Source organism: Wolbachia endosymbiont of Cardiocondyla obscurior, assembly GCF_902713635.1.
Classification (GTDB): Bacteria; Pseudomonadota; Alphaproteobacteria; order Rickettsiales; family Anaplasmataceae; genus Wolbachia; species Wolbachia pipientis.
In genome coordinates, this window is record NZ_CACTIU010000003.1 from 17,950 (window position 1) to 36,011 (window position 18,062).

Annotated in this window: 18 protein-coding genes; 6 read left to right on the forward strand and 12 right to left on the reverse strand. The window is 35.7% G+C overall.

Annotated elements, in window-relative coordinates:
• Positions 1-6 precede the first annotated feature (6 nt).
• Positions 7-2,349 carry a replication restart helicase PriA gene (priA, locus tag WOCAOBSORBRA_RS00480; RefSeq protein WP_174515671.1) on the reverse strand — a complete coding sequence of 781 codons (2,343 nt, stop codon included), beginning with the start codon at positions 2,347-2,349 and terminating at the stop codon, positions 7-9.
• Positions 2,350-2,493: 144 nt separating this feature from the next.
• On the opposite strand from priA, the gene WOCAOBSORBRA_RS00485 reads away from it, so the two are divergent.
• Complete coding sequence (locus WOCAOBSORBRA_RS00485) at positions 2,494-4,278, forward strand: hypothetical protein (RefSeq protein WP_010963093.1); 1,785 nt, start codon at positions 2,494-2,496, stop codon at positions 4,276-4,278.
• A gap of 72 nt (positions 4,279-4,350) precedes the next feature.
• Here the strand turns inward: WOCAOBSORBRA_RS00485 and thyX are convergent, their stop codons facing one another.
• The 3 genes from thyX to WOCAOBSORBRA_RS00500 form a co-directional block, all read right to left on the reverse strand.
• A complete protein-coding gene (thyX, locus tag WOCAOBSORBRA_RS00490; protein ID WP_015589436.1) occupies positions 4,351-5,205 on the reverse strand; it encodes an FAD-dependent thymidylate synthase in 855 nt (284 codons plus the stop codon).
• Positions 5,206-5,214: 9 nt separating this feature from the next.
• Positions 5,215-6,492, reverse strand: a complete 1,278-nt coding sequence (murA, locus tag WOCAOBSORBRA_RS00495) for a UDP-N-acetylglucosamine 1-carboxyvinyltransferase (RefSeq protein WP_006279833.1) — start codon at positions 6,490-6,492, stop codon at positions 5,215-5,217.
• Positions 6,493-6,647: 155 nt separating this feature from the next.
• The gene (locus tag WOCAOBSORBRA_RS00500; RefSeq protein WP_416635899.1) at positions 6,648-7,421 is read right to left on the reverse strand and encodes a CPBP family intramembrane glutamic endopeptidase; all 774 of its coding nucleotides are present in this window, start codon (positions 7,419-7,421) and stop codon (positions 6,648-6,650) included.
• Here WOCAOBSORBRA_RS00500 and WOCAOBSORBRA_RS06205 point away from each other — a divergent pair.
• A complete protein-coding gene (locus WOCAOBSORBRA_RS06205) occupies positions 7,330-7,554 on the forward strand; it encodes a hypothetical protein (RefSeq protein ID WP_010082031.1) in 225 nt (74 codons plus the stop codon). The genes WOCAOBSORBRA_RS00500 and WOCAOBSORBRA_RS06205 overlap by 92 nt on opposite strands.
• 40 nt (positions 7,555-7,594) lie before the next feature.
• Here WOCAOBSORBRA_RS06205 and WOCAOBSORBRA_RS06395 read toward each other — a convergent pair whose 3' ends face one another.
• The 3 genes from WOCAOBSORBRA_RS06395 to acpP are packed head-to-tail and all read right to left on the reverse strand — an operon-like array spanning position 7,595 to position 9,269.
• The gene (locus WOCAOBSORBRA_RS06395; protein ID WP_255322260.1) at positions 7,595-7,720 is read right to left on the reverse strand and encodes a hypothetical protein; all 126 of its coding nucleotides are present in this window, start codon (positions 7,718-7,720) and stop codon (positions 7,595-7,597) included.
• Between the two features lie 3 nt (positions 7,721-7,723).
• On the reverse strand, positions 7,724-8,995 hold the full coding sequence (fabF, locus tag WOCAOBSORBRA_RS00505; protein WP_010082030.1) for a beta-ketoacyl-ACP synthase II: 1,272 nt from the start codon (positions 8,993-8,995) through the stop codon (positions 7,724-7,726).
• Between the two features lie 13 nt (positions 8,996-9,008).
• Entirely contained in the window at positions 9,009-9,269 is a 261-nt protein-coding gene (acpP, locus tag WOCAOBSORBRA_RS00510; RefSeq protein WP_006279836.1) for an acyl carrier protein, read from the reverse strand.
• Positions 9,270-9,414: 145 nt separating this feature from the next.
• Between acpP and WOCAOBSORBRA_RS00515 the strand changes: the two genes are divergently transcribed.
• Both WOCAOBSORBRA_RS00515 and WOCAOBSORBRA_RS00520 read left to right on the forward strand, forming a co-directional pair.
• Positions 9,415-10,422, forward strand: coding sequence for a polyprenyl synthetase family protein (locus tag WOCAOBSORBRA_RS00515; RefSeq protein ID WP_174515672.1), 1,008 nt, complete (start codon positions 9,415-9,417; stop codon positions 10,420-10,422).
• Positions 10,415-11,356 carry an FKBP-type peptidyl-prolyl cis-trans isomerase gene (locus WOCAOBSORBRA_RS00520; protein WP_010963087.1) on the forward strand — a complete coding sequence of 314 codons (942 nt, stop codon included), beginning with the start codon at positions 10,415-10,417 and terminating at the stop codon, positions 11,354-11,356. The genes WOCAOBSORBRA_RS00515 and WOCAOBSORBRA_RS00520 overlap by 8 nt, the downstream gene beginning before the upstream one ends.
• Before the next feature lie 68 nt (positions 11,357-11,424).
• Here the strand turns inward: WOCAOBSORBRA_RS00520 and hslU are convergent, their stop codons facing one another.
• Both hslU and hslV read right to left on the reverse strand, forming a co-directional pair.
• The gene (gene hslU / locus WOCAOBSORBRA_RS00525; protein WP_174515673.1) at positions 11,425-12,915 is read right to left on the reverse strand and encodes an ATP-dependent protease ATPase subunit HslU; all 1,491 of its coding nucleotides are present in this window, start codon (positions 12,913-12,915) and stop codon (positions 11,425-11,427) included.
• Between the two features lies 1 nt (position 12,916).
• Positions 12,917-13,471, reverse strand: a complete 555-nt coding sequence (hslV, locus tag WOCAOBSORBRA_RS00530) for an ATP-dependent protease subunit HslV (protein ID WP_006280198.1) — start codon at positions 13,469-13,471, stop codon at positions 12,917-12,919.
• A 115-nt stretch (positions 13,472-13,586) separates the two neighbouring features.
• Here hslV and gshA point away from each other — a divergent pair, with 115 nt between their 5' ends.
• A complete protein-coding gene (gene gshA, locus WOCAOBSORBRA_RS00535) occupies positions 13,587-14,747 on the forward strand; it encodes a glutamate--cysteine ligase (protein WP_151807649.1) in 1,161 nt (386 codons plus the stop codon).
• Between the two features lie 3 nt (positions 14,748-14,750).
• Here gshA and WOCAOBSORBRA_RS00540 read toward each other — a convergent pair whose 3' ends face one another.
• The 3 genes from WOCAOBSORBRA_RS00540 to WOCAOBSORBRA_RS00550 all read right to left on the reverse strand — a co-directional run bounded on the left by WOCAOBSORBRA_RS00540 (position 14,751) and on the right by WOCAOBSORBRA_RS00550 (position 17,388).
• On the reverse strand, positions 14,751-15,548 hold the full coding sequence (locus WOCAOBSORBRA_RS00540; protein ID WP_006280195.1) for a hypothetical protein: 798 nt from the start codon (positions 15,546-15,548) through the stop codon (positions 14,751-14,753).
• Between the two features lie 70 nt (positions 15,549-15,618).
• Entirely contained in the window at positions 15,619-16,566 is a 948-nt protein-coding gene (gene hemH / locus WOCAOBSORBRA_RS00545) for a ferrochelatase (protein WP_007548918.1), read from the reverse strand.
• A complete protein-coding gene (locus tag WOCAOBSORBRA_RS00550; protein WP_155969217.1) occupies positions 16,567-17,388 on the reverse strand; it encodes a hypothetical protein in 822 nt (273 codons plus the stop codon).
• A gap of 113 nt (positions 17,389-17,501) precedes the next feature.
• Here WOCAOBSORBRA_RS00550 and ndk point away from each other — a divergent pair, with 113 nt between their 5' ends.
• Positions 17,502-17,921, forward strand: a complete 420-nt coding sequence (gene ndk / locus WOCAOBSORBRA_RS00555; RefSeq protein ID WP_174515674.1) for a nucleoside-diphosphate kinase — start codon at positions 17,502-17,504, stop codon at positions 17,919-17,921.
• Positions 17,922-18,062: the final 141 nt, after the last annotated feature.

Below are 18,062 nucleotides of genomic sequence, written 5' to 3' on the forward strand. Positions count from 1 at the left end.
AACTCGTTAAAAAAAACTCACAGGATCAACATCTATTATCACTGCAATACTCGAATTCAAGTTACAATTTTTAATCCAATATTTCAGCTTTTTTTGTATGGATAGACTGTGCTTATTGTGTATTTTTAATAATACCCTATACCGATACTTATTATTTAAAAAATTTATCGCTGCTGGTGATGGGCCAAGAATTTCAAATTCCTTTTTGTCTACACCTACATTTTTTTCCTGGATACAAGTAGTTGAGCTACTTGAATGACAGAAAAGAGATTTTACTATTTCATTCGCTGCTTTTTGTGTTGCAATCTGATTCTTACCACAAATGATAAGCGCTATTAATCTGCTAAATGGTGGCATTTTGGCTTCACGTCTTGACTTAAGTTCAATTTCATAAAATGAGTCCCTTTTTTGATGCAGCAATGCTTTTATTATTGAACTTTCAGGGTTATTGGTTTGCACTATTACCATTCCTTTTTCATTAAACCTTCCTGACCTGCCTGCAACTTGGTGCAATAATTGATACGTCTTTTCCGCTGCTCTCAAATCAGAATTTTCGAGGCTCAAATCTGCATTCATTACTCCAACCAAAGTTAATTTGGGAAAATTGTGCCCTTTAGCAATTATTTGTGTGCCGATTATAATGTTCACCTCTTCTTTCAACACTAAGTCAATTACGTTACTAACCGACTTTTGATCGCTGCTTATCATCGCAGTTTTTGCGTTTGGTATTAATTTCACCATTTCTTCAAGTAACTTTTCAATTCCTATGCCGTAGAGGGACAACGGCTGTTCACTTTGGCAATTAGAGCATTTTTCTGGAAGTTTCAATTGATAAGAACAGTGGTGACACAAAAGAGCATTTTTTTTCTTGTGATATGTAAGCCAAACAGCACAATTTAAGCAGGAAATTTTATATCCACACTTTTTACAAACTGCCAGTTGTGCATACCCTCTGCGGTTTAGAAAAAGCATAACCTGCTGTTTTTTCTCTATGGTTTGTTTGATGCTTTCAAAAAGCTCAGAGGAGATCCATTGCTTGTTGTTCCTCATATCTACTACTTTAATGAGTGGCAATTCTGCACCACCAAATCGTTTAGTTAGCTTTACATGATTGTAATTCCCGTTTTTAACATGATGAATCGTTTCAAGCAGTGGAGTAGCTGATGATAAAATAATCGGAATATTTTCAAATTTGGCTAAGATTATCGCCATATCTCGAGCATTATATATAATTCCCTGTTCTTGTTTAAAAGATGAGTCGTGCTCTTCATCAACGATAATCAATTTTAGGTTTTTATAAGGCAAAAAAAGCGCTGACCGTGCACCAATAATTATCTGCGCATTTCCATTTGCTATATTGAGCCAATTATTCCGGCGAGTTTTTGGAGTGAGCCCTGAGTGCCATTCAACTAAGTTTTTTGATATCTGACCGCGAACACGATTTACCAATTGTGAAGTTAAAACAATTTCAGGTAGGAGGATTAAAATTTGTGTATTACCTTCTCCTGATGTCATTTCAACATATTCTGGTGTCATACTAGTACGTGGCAAAGACGGTATGCTAAATGTTACAGTGGGTTTTGCCTTGAGTATAAAGGTGTCATTCCAGTGCTTGACACTGGAATCCAGGAATTTTGATTGTAAATTAGGTATTGGTTTTAAGTTAAAATAAACATTTGTAATGAGGTTATATGAAAAACTGGATCCCAGTGTCAGGCTACTCGGATGACACCCTCTTGGTAGACCCAAATCACAATGTTCGTACAGTTGTGTCTCTGGGCACTGGGATGGTAAAGTCTGAGCAGCATTTGGAACGGCAGTGTAATTCTTAATCAATTGTGCAATCACAGAGAGATAAACTTCCGTTTTTCCAGATCCTGTCTCACCGTCAAGCAAAGTCACTGAATACTCGTTCAAATTGCTGATTATTTTATCACTAGCTATCTGCTGTTCAGGGCTTAATTGGCAACTTATTTCACTTGTTTCCTGCTTTTGTTCAACACAAACCAATTTATCTATGTGATTTACTTTTAACACTCCTCCCATTATCACTTTGGCAAGCATACCAATAGGTATTAAATTGTATTGTGCAACCCACTCTGCAAATGCAATCAATTTTGGTCTAATATTTGGTAAATCGATTTTTTGCTCAATAAATTTTAATTCTCGGTTACTTTTATCACTGTATTTCCAAACTATTCCGATTAAGCGTTTTTTGCCAAATGGCACCACTACGTAATCTCCAAGTAAAATCTCAGTATTTTCCTCAATTGCATATGAAAATAACTGATCAATTGGAAGTGATAGTAATACGTCAACTGTTTTTGCCATAGTGATTGAGTTTAACATTGTTTTAAAGAGCTTGTAACTTTATTAAGCTTGGCAATATAGATGAATCGGTACAGAGAAAATCTTAACGTTTAACACATTTTTCATAGTACAGACCGTATGATTGATAAATAAAATGATTTATAGAATTTGTGGAGGCTACCAATGGTCAACGACAAGATTACTTTGAACTTTGAAATAGAAAAAGGCGAACCTATAGATCGATACTACTTTTCTGCACATATAAAGCTTACAGATGAAAGCAAAAATCTTTTGCGCGAGAAGCTTGGCAGTACAATTCAATTCGATAATCTAGATGATCACTTCAATCTTAACCATGAGAATTTTTATATCTACTACAACAAATATAGTGAGCACAATGGTAGAAGTGAGCTACACGTTAGGGATGATAACGGTAAATATTTAACCTCCAATCTTCCACTTAATTACTATGGATTCTCAATGGAACTATCACCTGACGGAGCGTCAATTGCAGATTATGGTTTTTATCCTCTGTATGCAATCTATAACCCAAATCACTATGATAAAGCAAAGGAAAAAGTATTTGATGATCACGGTGAATTGTCACCAATTGCATCAAATGTGTTAGATAATTTTTTAAGCAACACAAATAGCTTAACCACACAAGATATATTACAAAATGTATTCTCACAACTGCAGAAGAAAGCTGATGAAGAAGCAGAAAGATTGGCAAGAGAGAGAGAAGCAGAAAGACAAAGGGAGGAAGAGTTAAATGAAAAGAACGAGGAGTTAAAAGAACTTGTAGAAAAGGATGAGATTAAAATATTCAAAGTGGTAAAAGGTAATGATTTAGGTAATGGGCATTCAGCAGTAGTTTTACAACTTGATGGGGAAGAAGGTGACAAGATACCTCTCGACTCTAGTAAATACTACATAGCAGAGTATAGACACCACCCAGAATGGGAAGGCGATGAATATTTAAATTTTGTTAGCCCTGATAGTGATATGCTGGTTAATTATGAAAACTTATTTTTTGTGCTCAATCAAAGCTCCTACTCAGACTTTGAAAGTGGGTTTTATTCAGAAAACAGAACCGATCCCCATAATTATGCTAAATATTCAAAGGAACCATATTTGAGTGGTGACCAGCTATCTGAAAAATTATCTAATGAATTGGAGGAAGATAGCAATCAGATAGGTACTGAATTTACAATTGATGATGAGCAAGTAGACGAAGAAGTTGTGGTAGAGAGTGAAGCCAAGTCTGGGGAGAAAGGAACGGTTGGTGAGGATAACGCAAAAAATACTATACAGGAAGAAGAATCTAACTATATAGATCAAATGCAAGCGGATGATAGCAGCAGTTATAAACCAGCTTTGCAAAGCAATCGTGATGATTATGCTGATACGAAAAAAGCTCTGCAGGAAAAATTGCATGGAGATGAAATACACAAGCAAAGTAATGAGAAAGCTCAAAAAGATATAGAAGTAAAAAAAGTAACTGTGGAAACTGACAGTAGCAGTAATAAGACTGAAAAACAAACAAAACCAACAGAAGATGAACAAGAAACTGTTATGGCAAGTGTGATAGAAAATATGGATAAAAATTCTGATATTGAAGCAGAAACTTCTAACAGTGTTGCAAATTCACAACATCCCTTAAAAATAAAGACAGGAAGTCCTCTTGAAGTGGGAAAGTATAAGGTGGAGCTGCAAGTGACATATGATGATGTAAAGAATTTTTATGATACCGTACGTGGTAAATATCATGCTGGCGATGGATATAACTACGAACAAGTAATGGTTTTATATAATGAAATTGTTAGGCCCGCTCACAATCATCATTACGAGCTGTTTACTCTTGATGAAGCACATGTTGCTAATGATCACCTGTTTATCAAGGGTCAGGATTTTGGAACTCTAAATGATTTTAATGAGATGTTCTATAAAAGTGATGAGTTAATGTGATGTAAAAAGCAAGATTCAATCTGGTGAACGAGAGTTAACTGACAGAGGAGATTGACACGTATGCCTTTATCTTTAAGATTGTTTATCAAGTATAGACATCAGCTCGCCCCATTCTCTTTTACCAATATTACTTTCTTCTCTAGTAACGTTTTCCCCTTTAATTAATTTGCGAATTATTTCTAGACCAGTTCTTGAAATACAGGCTGATTCTAGGCAATATTCAACAAAGGCATTGTAGGCCAGTGGAACCCATTTTTTTATTATATCCAGCATAACTTCTGCATAAACTCTGATTTCATATTGGGCATGCTTATCAGCTCTAAGCTTCAAAAAATGAAGGAGATTATGCAGATCTATTTTCCAATAAAATTGCGTGTAGTAATTAAGCATTAGGTTAGTTCTGGCAATTTCTCTTGCAAGCCCCTGCTCAATAAATTTTTCATAATGAGAATATACTAAATTAGAGTCATTTGTTAGAGAATCTATTATTTCCTTTGAGGTATCTGGATCAAAAGCTTCCCCGCTACCTTGTTTATTATTGTCAGATTGTTTTGCAACTTGTTCTGGTTTAGGTGTATAAAATTCATTATCAAGTATTGAATACCTTGCTGAATATTCATTCACATTTGCAGTTCTATGCCTTATCCATTGCCTTGCAACAAAAATTGGAAGTTTCACGTGAAACTTAATTTCACACATTTCAAATGGAGTTGTATGATGATGTCTCATTAAATACTTTATAAGTGCTTCATCCTGACTTATCTGTTTTGTTCCCTTGCCATAAGAAACACGAGCAGCTTGAACTATAGCGCTATCAGAGCCCATATAATCCACTACTCGAATAAATCCATGGTCTAATACCTTATGTTCTTCATATAAGATTGCATCTATTTCTTTTACTATAGTTCGTTTGGTTGCTTCATTCATAAAATATCCTCAAGACGAAATGGAGATATCAGCTCCACATGAATTGAGTTTTTCATGCATTGCTTCATATCCTCTCCATAAATGATGTGAATTGTTTATTATAGTTTCTCCACCGGCTACCAAAGAAGCAAGCACCAAAGCTGCTGTTGATCTTAAGTCAGTAGCATATAGATTAGCTCCAGATAAGCTTTTTATTCCACTTATAGTAGCTTTGCTTTTCTCGATGCTGATATTAGCACCTAACTTTCTCAATTCATCTGCATGTGTAAATCTGTTTTCAAAAATGTTCTCTTCAATTACTGATATCCCATCAGCGATGCACATTGCAGACATCAGTTGTGGTTGCATATCACTGGGAAAATTGGGATATGGATCTGTCGCAACGTTAGCAGACTTAATAGAGCCATTTTTTCTGGAAATAACAATGCCTCCATCATACAGTTCAACCATAGCTCCTATAGTCTCCAACTCATTTGTAATACACCTTATATCAGATAGATTTATTCCTTCCAACTCCAACTTACCACCGGTTATTATAGCAGCTAGTGCATAGGTGCCTGCTTCTATGCGATCTGGTATTATTTTATGAACACATCCATTTAGTGCTTCAACTCCTGTTATTATGACCTTTGTATTATCAATTTCAATATCAGCACCCATTTTCTTCAGAAAATCTATTAAATCAAGAACTTCCGGCTCAGTTGCAGCATTGTTTATTGTTGTCACTCCTTCTGCAAATGTTGCTGCCATTATTACATTTTCTGTTGCGCCAACACTTATTTTCTCAAATGTGATTTCTTTTCCTTGTAGCTTTCCTTTCACTGTTGCAATTATATTATAGCCGTCAATTTCAATTTTAGCTCCCATTTCTTCTAATGCTTTAATATGCATATCAACGGGACGCTTTCCAATGTTGCATCCACCAGGAAATGCTGTTCTCGCTTTGCCAAATCTGCTAAGCATTGGACCCAATATTAGAAAAGAAGTTCTTAGCTTACTTGCGGTTTTATATGGCATCACGTGATTGTTGATATTGCTGCAGTCAATTTTCAAAGTATGGTTCGCTTTATAATTTTTATTGTGCATAAAGTTCACTTCTGCTCCAAGACTTTCAAGCAACTTAGACATTAGATGCACATCAATTAAATCAGGTACATTATGCAAAATTACCGGGGAGCTACTTAATAGACTTGCTGCCATTATTGGTAAAACAGCATTTTTTGAGCCATTAATCTTGATTTTTCCGACCAAAGGTTTGTAGTTATTTCTTATTAATATCTTGTGCATTTAATTAGATATAAAGTATAATTCATTAGTTTATTGAAGTCTTACTAAGTATAATAGATTGACCGTAAAAGGCAAAATTTGCTTTTTCTTCCTCATCATCCCAGTGTCATGCTACCTGCATGACACCTGATGCGAATTGCCCCCGAAATTTTATACTATGAATTACTCAAATGACGCTCTCGAGCTTTATCAAACCAAATAACACCAATTGCAACAATGAAATAACCAGCTGCTCCTAATGTAAGGCGAATTACTGCATCGAAAGTTGACAGAGGAGGAGACGGCATTAGAATGCTCAAAACACTATACACAAGATTATTTGTTGCATGAGCAATAGTTACTGGCCAAATCGAGTTGTCTTTTTCAAACAACCAGGTAAACATTATAGACATTGCACAAATATAAAGGGTATAAGCACAAATAGTCGGGAATGTAAAGCCATCCTTCCACAAAGCTGAGCCAGCAACCACATAAGTTGGTATGTGCCATACTGACCAAATAATACCGACAATAATTGCTCTGATATAAAAATTTGATATTTTGCTTTTAAGATTTTTCAAAAGATAGCCACGCCAACCGATCTCTTCACCAAGAGACATAATGATCCACATCACAAAGGTTGATAATAAAACAAATAACATCACTAATGGACTCAAAACTGCACTCAAATCCTTTACACGGTCTAACGTAAAAGACTCTCGGAAAAATGAAAAACCGCAGTAAATTGACAAAAGACCATTGGAAATTAGCATACTTACCAGAATAAGTATAAACCCTAATAGACAGTTTTTTGGCGAACTAAGTTTAAAAAGATCCCTTACCTTCTGTTTATTATAAATGGTTAGCAAAATTGCAACTGAAGCCGGAACAAATGTTGTTAATAATGTTATGTCTTTGAAAGGTAAGCACCAAGCTATAATGCACGTCAAAAAATATGTAATTACAACAAATAATGTACAATTAATAGTGGTTAAATTCATGCATACGCCCATCAATTCCTTTTCTGCATTATTGATCTTTATTCATAAATTGTCAATAAAATACTTCTTCAGGGATGAATAGAATATTTTTTCTTTTTGAATTGCTATTGATAGTTTAATTTTTATATGTATTCCCTTTCACAACCGTTTGTCATCCCAGTGTCACGTGCTGGGATGACAGTAGGAGAGCTGCTTGCATGACAAGAGGAGGGTACTGGAATGACAAGAGGAAGACACTGGGGTGACATCAACTAAACTTGTCCAAATATGAGCGATGCATTAGTGCCACCAAAACCAAACGAATTAGAAAGTGCATATTGAATTTTATGCTCCTGAGCTTTAAACGGTACAAAATTTAAATCACATCCTTCTGAAGGCTTGTGTAAATTTAAGGTTGGCGGAATAATTCCATTATTTAACGCAAGAATACTGAATATTGCTTCAACGCTCCCTGCAGCACCAAGTAAATGTCCTATAGAAGATTTAGTTGAAGAAACAGGTATTTTATAAACGTAGTCACCGAATAACTGTTTCATTGCTATTACTTCAATTTTATCTCCAAGTGGCGTTGAAGTTCCATGTGCATTGATATACCCTACTTGATTGGGATTAATTTGTGCGCTCTTTAAAGCAAGCTGCATTGCCTTAAATGCGCCTCTTCCTTCTGGATGTGGTGCTGTAATGTGGTGCGCATCTCCTGTGAGTCCGTACCCAACCAGTTCAGCATGTATTTTTGCCCCCCTTTTTTTCGCATGTTCGTATTCCTCCAGCACCAATATACCTGCTCCTTCACCCATAACAAAACCATCGCGTTCTTCATCCCATGGCCTTGAAGCTTCTTCCGGTTTATCGTTAAATTTAGTTGATAACGCCTTCATAGATGCAAAACCTGCAATTCCAACTCTACACAGTGCACTTTCTGCTCCACCTGCAATCATAACATCCGCTTCACCAAGTTTTATAGTTCTTGCTGAGTTTATGATTGCATGCGCACCTGTTGCACATGCGGTTACTGCTGAATCGTTTGGACCTGTAAATTCGTATTTAATAGAAATATGGCCAGATATCAAATTTATTAGACTTGCAGGGACAAAAAATGGACTGACACGTCTGGGCCCTTTTTCCTGCATGGTAATAACATTTTCCTGAATTGACGGAAGACCACCTATACCAGAGCCAATAGTCACACCAACACGTTCCCGATTGATATTTTGGCTTTCCAAAATTAATGAATCATCTACTGCCTGAATAGCTGCTGCAATACCGTAATGGATAAAACGATCTGTCCTTTTTGAGTCTTTCTCAGAAATATAATCTAGTGGATTGAAATGGTGCTCAATGTTGTCTGATTGCAACGGCACCTGCCCTGCAATTTTGCAAGCAAGATCAGAAGAGTCAAATCTATCCGTATTGATTGCTTTTATGCCAGACTCACTTTTTATTAGCCTTGACCAAGTGTTGTCAACATCTGCCGCTAGTGGAGTGATTAAACCAACACCAGTGACTACTACTCTTCTGCTCATTTAACACTAACTATTAGCCTTTTTTATTATTAATGTACTCAACTATTTGCTCCATAGTTTCCATTTTTTGTGCGTCTTCATCTGGAATTTCTATTCCAAACTCTTCTTCTGCTGCCATGATGATTTCAACTGCATCTAAGCTGTCTGTACCATGCTCCGAAAGCTTTGAAGAGCTGTTGAATTTCTCTACATCCTTACTAATATGCTCTAGTATAATCTTTTTCACTTTTTCTTCTATGTCTTCTCTAGTGCTCTTTGCTAGTTCGCTATTCACATTTCTTACCAAAAAAATAACCTATTCTTTGATGTTATAAAAAATTTTTATGTTTGCAATATCTTTTATAACTGGTAAACTACAGTAAAGTTTTCTACTGCCCTAGCTGGCTAGCGTTACGTGCTAAACAATTAACAATTCAAAAATGCTAGACGAAACAACAAAAAATTTGCTTATTGTAGAAGTAAATAAACTCTTACCCGAAAATAGCGAGAATAAGCTTATATCAGCTATGCGTTATATACTCCTTGCTCCTGCAAAACATATACGCTCCTTTTTAGTCGTAGCTTCATCGCGAGTGTTTAACGCGGAAGCTAAAAAAGTAATATCAGTTGCTGCAGCAATTGAATTTGTTCATGCTTACTCTCTAATTCACGATGATTTACCGTGCATGGACAACAGTGATACTCGCAGAAGCCAGCTAAGCTGCCATAAAAAATTTGATGAAGCAACAGCAGTGCTTGCCGGAGATGCACTACTTACTCTGGCTTTTGAGGTATTATCTTCGTTAAATGAGAAACGCTGTGAAATCATAAAAGTTCTTTCTCAGGCAATAGGAATTAGGGGAATGGTGGGAGGACAGGCTTTAGATATTAACAGTGAGCATATAGATTTTAGCCCCCAACCCTCTGTCATTCAAGTAGCGGACACTGGGATCCAGAAGGCTTTGCCTACAAGCATTTCGTGCAAAAAGCCATGCGATAGTGGAGCTGAACATGAAATGGATTCCAGTGTCAGCTACTTGCATGACACCCTTTCTACCTTAAAACTACAACATTCGTACGGCTGTATGTATGACGCTGGAATGACGTCGGGCCAAGCTGATAAAATAAAAGAAATTCATTTGATGAAAACCGCAAAACTATTTGCAGCTTCATGTGAAATAGGTGCTATAATAGGGGGTGCTACAGACAAGCAACGTAAAGCGTTATATAACTATGGAATAAATCTAGGGCTTATCCTTCAAGCTAAGGATGATATTGAAGACTACGAACAAGATAAAACAAATAATCTTATGTCTGTGCTTGGTAAAAGTGAAGTAGAGGACTATATAGACGGCCTCTTTAAACAAGGCTTGGATAATTTGAGTGCGCTTTCAGGGGATACTAATTATTTATATGATTTATTGAATCAAGTAAAGAAAGATGGTTAGAAAAATTATATTACAAATGCTTATTTCCGTAGTAATGATTCTCACTTTAACTTCTGCTTTTGTGTTTACTATTGTCTATATAAACAAAGGTAAACCGGAAAAAAAGGACAAGCTTTATGAGATAAATGCCACGCATGGTGGTTTGATACAGACGATAGCACATTACCTAGTGAAGCCAATACTTGAATCAGCACTTGACCGCTATATTGAAAAGCATGGGCTGACAGAATATTTAGAAGAAATAACGCAGCAAAAGGAAGAAGATTCAATAAATTTTTATGAAATTACTGAAGGCAGTGGCAGCAAGGCTTTTTGTGGCCTGGAAGTCCTATTGCAAATATATAAAATTTCTAATAATAACTCAGCAACACTCCCTAGCAAAGTTTCTGATGTTACTTTGAAAATAGGTCAAGATGACCTAAAAGAAGTGAGTTTAGGGGTAATAGGTATGAAAGAAGGCGGAGAGCGTGTAGTTACTATTGCCAATGAGAACAAAATGAATTTTAATTCTTATTACGTCAAACTGATCGAAGTAAAGGATAAATATCCCGACTCAGTAAATAATCTGATGGTTTTTAATGACTTAATTAACAAGACTGGAAAACAAGTAAGGTGCGGTGATGAGATATCGGTTAAATATAGCGTAAAGGAGCATAATGGGGAATATATAGTCAAAGATCAAACAGTGCAATTTAGGGTTGGCGATAAAAAAATACCACTTGCTATAGAGCTTGGAGTTGTGGGAATGAGAGCTGGTAATAAAAGAACTATTCTTTCTCCGCCTGACCTTTTGACTATTACTGACGATATGTTAATAAAAGACATAGATTATGATGAAGAAAATATCTCAATAATTGACTTAAGCTTAGATGTTAAGCAAGAGGTCGCAGCACACCATTCTACTGTTGAAAAACAGCCTAAAGAATATAGCTGAAATTTTAGGTCTACTGGCTAATCTTCTGAACACTCTCTATACTACTTAAAGTAGGCTTTTCGTTTTTCCTAAAGTATAAACTTAGATAAATCAAGCTGCTTCGAAATTGACTCAAGTTTATCTTTTACATACTTGCTGTCTATAATGAATTTTTCGCTATTTTTCTCAGAAGCAATGAAACTTATTTCATCTAAAAGCTTCTCCATGACAGTGTGAAGCCTTCTTGCGCCTATATTTTCCACTTGCCTATTAACTGTAAACGCTATTTCAGCTATGGTTTTTATACCATCATCAGTGAACTCAAGTGTCACATTTTCTGTTTTCATTAAAGCTATGTACTGCTTTAACAAACTAGATTCTGGTTCCTTTAATATTCTTATTAAATCCTCTTGAGTAAGTGCCTTAAGTTCTACCCTGATCGGTAATCTGCCCTGCAATTCCGGTAAGAGGTCAGATGGTTTAGACTGATGAAAAGCACCAGATGCAATAAATAATATATAGTCTGTTTTTACATGGCCATACTTAGTTGTAACAGTTGTTCCTTCAAGTAATGGTAACAGATCGCGTTGCACTCCTTCTCTGTTTACTTCACCTTTTACTTCTGTACGCGCTGCAATTTTGTCTATTTCATCCAAAAATACTATACCGTCATTACTAACAAGATCAATGGCTTCTTTGATTATCTTATCTTCATCCATTAGCCTTTCACTTTCTTCATTAATTAATATTTCACGCGCTTCTTTTACCTTCACCGTAATAGTTTTTGTTTTTTTGCTCCCGTTAAACATCTTGCCCATTATTTCTGTTACATTCATCACACCAACTTGCCCACCTGGCATGCCTGGTATATCGAAAGTAGGTAACATACTCTTGCTCTCTCTGACGTTAATAGAAACTTCTCCGTCCTCAAACTCTTTATTCCTCAACCTTTCTCTAAAAATTTTTTTACTCTCTTCGGTTGCATTTTCGCCTACCATAGAGCTTACTATTGTTTTCTCAGCTAAAATTAAAGCCTTTTTAGCTAAGGCTTTACGGGCTTTCTCTTTAACTAAAACTATTGCTGCATCAACTAAATCGCGTATTATCGAATCAACGTCACGTCCAACGTACCCTATTTCAGTAAACTTCGTTGCCTCAATTTTTATGAACGGTGCACCGGCAAGTTTTGCTAAGCGACGAGCTATTTCAGTTTTACCAACCCCTGTATGACCGATCATCAATATATTCTTAGGTATGATTTCATCACGCAATGGAAATGGAACCTGATTGCGACGCCAACGATTTCTGAGCGCAATAGCAACAGCACGCTTTGCATCATCCTGTCCGATTATGAATCTGTCCAATTCTTTAACTATCTTCTGTGGTGGCAGGTCATCTAACAAAACTTGAGTGCTGTCATTAACTTGAACATCGCTGTCATTTGAATCAAAACCACTCTTAGTATCTTTATAGAGGTTATCTTTTTCATCGTAGGTGTCACTACTACAAGACCGCCCTTCTGAAAGGGTTATGGGCTGATTGGAAAAATTGGTGCATAAAGTTTTTTGCTTGGAAGACATATCACTCCTCTATCTTTTCAATAACTACATTATGATTTGTATAAACACATATATCGCCAGCTATCTTCATAGCCTTTTTCGCAATTTCCTCTATTGATATTCCTTTAATGTCAATTAAAGCTCTTGCTGCAGATAGAGCAAAATTTCCCCCAGAGCCAATAGCTGCGACTCCATCTTCAGGTTCAAGAACATCACCTGTTCCCGTAATTACTAATGAAATAGATTTATCTGCAACGATCATCATAGCTTCTAATTTCCTCAGATATTTATCCATTCTCCAGTCTTTTGCAAGTTCAACACATGCTCTCATTAATTGCCCTGGGTGCTTGTCAAGTTTAGATTCTAATCTTTCAAAAAGAGTAAATGCGTCGGCTGTTGCCCCGGCAAATCCAGCAATTACGGAATCACCAGAAAGACGCCTAACTTTTTTTGCTCCAGATTTTATAACAGTGTGGCCCAGTGAAACTTGTCCGTCACCTATTACTACTACACTTTTATCTTTTCTAATTGATAATATAGTAGTGCCATACATTTTATTGTTATCGTGTTGAATCATTTTTCTATCACTTTAAATAAGAATCTCATTATACTTTAATCTTTAGTCAAATTTACTAAATATGTTCAACTATAGCTTATAATATAATACCTTCCTTATAACATTTAAAGTGCAGATGCAAAACATAATTCACCCAGATTTGGAAAAAAGTATAAATAATTGGTTCGAAGCAAAATTTAATGGCCTTACATCGCCATTTTATAGCTCTATAGATCTTAGAAACTCTGGCTATAAAATCGTTCCAGTAGACGCTAATTTATTTCCTGCGGGGTTCAATAACTTAAGTGAAGAATCAAGAACGATGGCAGCAAGATTGATAAAAAGCTATTTTAAAAGACATCAATACAAAAAGGTTCTTATAATACCGGAAAATTATACACGCAATAAAATGTATATAGAAAACGTATTTGTTATAGAGAAAATACTACAACTCGCAGGTTTTGAGACTAGAATTGGCCTTTTATATAATGAAGTATACAATTTAATAGAACAGTATGAAACTGTTGTGAAAGAAAACTCTCTGCTAAAGACAACTTCAGGATTTGTGCCTGATGTTATTATACTGAACCGTGATATGACGAGCCACATTCCAGACACGCTGAAAGACGTAAAGCAAGATATAGTACCAAGCCCACTATACGGTTGGCATAGCAGGCAGAAATTTAAGTATTTTGAAATCTATCAAGAATTAGCATCTGAGTTTTGTGGCAAATTTAAAATAGACCCATGGCTAATTTCTGTGCTTACAGAGAGCTGTGATGGAGTTGATTTTGATGATGATTTGTCACTAGGAGCAGTAGCAACTAAAGTTGACCAAATATTATCTCTAGTGCAAAAAAAATATGAGGAATATGAAATAAAAACACAACCTTACGTTTTTATCAAAGCAAGCAATGGCACATATGGGATGGGCATTATAACAGCAACAAGTGGAGAGGAAATATTAAACCTCAATAAAAAAAAGCGTCATAAAATGAAAAAGATAAAAGAAGGAATAGCAATCAATAGCGTTATTATACAAGAAGGTGTACCAACCATTGACATGTTTAAAAGCAGTTCTGCAGAACCGCTAATATACTATATAGGAGATACTCCAACATGTTACTTATACCGATGTAATAGCAGAAAAGATGTATATTCTAGCTTGAATGCCACTGACTGTGAGTTTCATGATGTTAGCCAGGTTGTAGAAGGTAAAATTCTATCACTTTGGAGTATTGTTAGCAAATTAGCAGTACTAGCGTTGGCAGTAGAAATAAAATCTTTTCATCCCTAATTCTTATACCTCTACAGTGCTGTCATTAGAATGACCGTTTATATTATGAACATCATCAAGTTCAGTGGAAGGATCATCATTGACAGGTTGTTGAAACAATTTGTCAAGCTGAACTGCAAGAAATACTGCACTATATATTATGCTGACTGTTACGCTTAAGTTGAAATTATAGATTATACCATTACCTAAGTTTATTGGTATAGTTGGAGTCTCTATCCTTCTTAATATGAAGTTTAATAAACCTAACGACAAAGTTAATGTGCTAATAATAAGGTCCTTCTTACACTCAGCAGACTTTTCAGGATCCTTATTATCCAGATATTCCTTGCATGTATAATAATAGCTTATAGGTTCTGAAATGAACAAAAATAGGATCGTTGAGGTTAAGTTAATATAACTTATTATGTCTGTATTGCTTCCAGTGCAAAAATGGATGATTTTCAACATCATTAGCGCTTCTATGGTGCTGCTTGCAAGATTAGCCGATTTACCCACAATTTTTGCCAGCTCTTTTTTACTCTCAGGGTTTCTGTAATCCTTAATTAGATCCTGTAGAGTAAATGCAGAATGGGCAATGTATAGAATAGATGTCGGAAACTTTACTAGTCGAGCAACATTCCGTATAAGAAAGATATTGGATCTATTATTGTCAATGAACTCGCAGCAAAATTGCAGTGAAATCTTACACAATAGGGCTGTTAAACCTGTTGTGATGCAGATTACCTTCCTGAAATCATGATCATAAATATCATGCACCCTTTGTGCGAGTATGTTAGATTTCTTTTTTAGCTTGTTTGGCATGAAATAGTTAATAACTTCCTGTTATTCTATCACATAAAATCCTAAAAGAAAAGCCCTATGAATCAGGACTTCAAGGGAGATTTATGCACAAATCGGCCAAGCATTTTATAAACAAGGGATCGGTACTGAGAGTTGGCACACGAAAGTAATATCCATCCTTGATAATTGCTTTATATTCTATATCAAGTTCAACTAGAGTTTCTGAATGCTCAGAAACAAAAGATATAGGTGATAGAACTACAGGTACACCATCAGCTTTTGCGCGTAATAGCTCACTTTCAGTGCTTGGCTCTAGCCATTTTACAGGACCAATCTTACTCTGATAACATATTGACCAATCTAAGTTATTGATAGCTAACTTTTCTACTATTAACTCTACGCTTCTTTCTACCTGTGAAGCGTAAGGGTCGCCCTTTTTAATGATACTAAGAGGTAAGCTATGGGCTGAAAATAGGACTCTTGGTTTACCGATTTTTCTAGCCAATTTATAGTACTTAGCTATCAGATTAGTGTGAGCTTCAATAAAATCTTGGTTATCATAATAACGGTGAATCATTTTTGTATTGCATTTTAGGCCATACCGTTTAGCATTTTTTTGCCAATTCTCGATGGATGACAGAGTTGTGGTAGTTGAATATTGTGGATACAGTGGCAGCAGAATTACTTCGTCAGGATCAAACTGTTTTACACTTTCAATAACTTCGTCAGCAAATGGACGCCAATAGCGCATGCAGATGAATACCTTGTGTACATGGTTTCTATTTTCGTTTAATTTTAGTTCTAAAGCATTAGCTTGCATTTTTGTATTCTCTAGAATTGGCGATTTACCTCCAATTTCCTCGTATATTTTTCGTGCAGTATTTTCTCGTTTCGCAGATATAAACTTTGCTAAAAGAAACCGAAAGGGATTCGGTAGATTGATTATTCTCCTGTCATAAAAAAGGTTGAATAAAAAAGGACGGACCGCATTTAGTGAATCAGGCCCGCCAAGATTAAATAAGATAACTGCCTTTTTCACCTACGCACTACTACAACAAGTTACTTCTGGGGTGCCTATAAAATTAGCTACACACTCATCAAATTTAGTTATAGGCACTAAATTTCTTACACTGGCATACAATAAGTGGCCTGATCTCTTCAGGTTACTCTTGGTGGATGTGAAGTTCCAATCGAAAAATGTATCGACAAAAAGACTTGGTACCGTTTCAAGAAGTTCAACAGCAGCTAAAGATAGCATTATACAACTTTGCAGGACATTCAGAAGAACCTTGAGGGGAAAAAGTAAAACTTTAACGAAAAGAGAGGTGCTACTTGTTTCATCCAGTAGTCGCCCTGAGTTAGGCGAATTATACTCGGTGTGTTTTCTATTTTGATCAAAGATAGGAAATTTTATAGTATCTTTCTTAAATTCCGCGTCTATTTCTTTTCTACTATGGTTAGTGATTTTTTCCATTAACTTCTCACGCAGATGAAAAGTTCTGACAATAAAACATGTGGCAATCATTAAGGAAGCACATAAAAGTGCGCATTGCATGAGGCTCATACTGCCTAGCATAGCTGGCAGTGCAAAACAAACAAGCGGTGCTATGATTGTCATTTCAAGAAATGGAATAGTGTTTCTTTTCATTGCAAAAGCAGCACCTTTTTTTAATTCTGTATTATGATGTAAGCTATATTCCAAAAAGCTTAAAAAGGCCAAATTAAAAGTTAAAAATCCTTTTGTTCCACAAAAAAGTGATGACTTAAAGTTACTTACTAATTTTTTAGTAGTAGATTTAGCTTGTTTTTTAGTGGTAGGCTCAGCTTGTTTAGTAGTGTTATTTTTACAACATTCACCCATACAATACCTCCTTGATGGTTTATCCTTAACTATAAATAAAAAACTACTTTTATCAAATCAAAATTTACAATAAAATAAATCTATAAATATACTATTTTATATAAGGAAACAATATGGCAATTGAGAAGACACTTTCAATATTAAAACCTGATGCAGTAAAAAATAATATTACAGGCAATATAAATTCCTACATCGAACAATCTGGGCTGAAAATCACAGCACAAAAAATGATGTTACTAACAAAAAAACAAGCAGAGCTGTTTTATGAAATTCATAAAGATAGGCCTTTTTTTGGGGAATTGGTAGAGTTTATGACTTCTGGTCCTGTGATAGTTCAAGTTTTAGTTGGTGAAAATGCAGTAAGTAAATACAGACAAATCATGGGAGCTACCAATCCAAAGCAGGCAGATAAAGGCACAATCAGGGGTGATTTTGCTGATGATATTAGTGAAAATAGAGTCCACGGCTCGGATAGTCTAGAAAATGCTCGTAAGGAGATAGCTTTCTTTTTTGCTGAATGTGAGTTGGTGTAGTTAACTCAGATTGGCGTCATCCAAGTAGCTGACAACATAGAAACGAAAAAACTTACTTGACACCCTCCGCCAGCCCCCTTATCATGAAACTGAAGCTATTGTATTTGCTTTCGCCAATCTGCAGATTAAAAGGTAAGGATT

Bases quoted from the DNA above. Each gene is read 5' to 3' on its own strand.
- priA (WP_174515671.1), bottom strand. From the start codon at position 2,349: ATGTTAAACTCAATCACTATGGCAAAAACAGTTGACGTATTACTATCA.
- WOCAOBSORBRA_RS00485 (WP_010963093.1), top strand. From the start codon at position 2,494: ATGGTCAACGACAAGATTACTTTGAACTTTGAAATAGAAAAAGGCGAA.
- thyX (WP_015589436.1), bottom strand. From the start codon at position 5,205: ATGAATGAAGCAACCAAACGAACTATAGTAAAAGAAATAGATGCAATC.
- murA (WP_006279833.1), bottom strand. From the start codon at position 6,492: ATGCACAAGATATTAATAAGAAATAACTACAAACCTTTGGTCGGAAAA.
- WOCAOBSORBRA_RS06205 (WP_010082031.1), top strand. From the start codon at position 7,330: ATGGTTAGCAAAATTGCAACTGAAGCCGGAACAAATGTTGTTAATAAT.
- WOCAOBSORBRA_RS06395 (WP_255322260.1), bottom strand. From the start codon at position 7,720: ATGTCACCCCAGTGTCTTCCTCTTGTCATTCCAGTACCCTCCTCTTGT.
- fabF (WP_010082030.1), bottom strand. From the start codon at position 8,995: ATGAGCAGAAGAGTAGTAGTCACTGGTGTTGGTTTAATCACTCCACTA.
- WOCAOBSORBRA_RS00515 (WP_174515672.1), top strand. From the start codon at position 9,415: ATGCTAGACGAAACAACAAAAAATTTGCTTATTGTAGAAGTAAATAAA.
- WOCAOBSORBRA_RS00520 (WP_010963087.1), top strand. From the start codon at position 10,415: ATGGTTAGAAAAATTATATTACAAATGCTTATTTCCGTAGTAATGATT.
- hslU (WP_174515673.1), bottom strand. From the start codon at position 12,915: ATGTCTTCCAAGCAAAAAACTTTATGCACCAATTTTTCCAATCAGCCC.
- hslV (WP_006280198.1), bottom strand. From the start codon at position 13,471: ATGATTCAACACGATAACAATAAAATGTATGGCACTACTATATTATCA.
- gshA (WP_151807649.1), top strand. From the start codon at position 13,587: ATGCAAAACATAATTCACCCAGATTTGGAAAAAAGTATAAATAATTGG.
- WOCAOBSORBRA_RS00540 (WP_006280195.1), bottom strand. From the start codon at position 15,548: ATGCCAAACAAGCTAAAAAAGAAATCTAACATACTCGCACAAAGGGTG.
- WOCAOBSORBRA_RS00550 (WP_155969217.1), bottom strand. From the start codon at position 17,388: ATGGGTGAATGTTGTAAAAATAACACTACTAAACAAGCTGAGCCTACC.
- ndk (WP_174515674.1), top strand. From the start codon at position 17,502: ATGGCAATTGAGAAGACACTTTCAATATTAAAACCTGATGCAGTAAAA.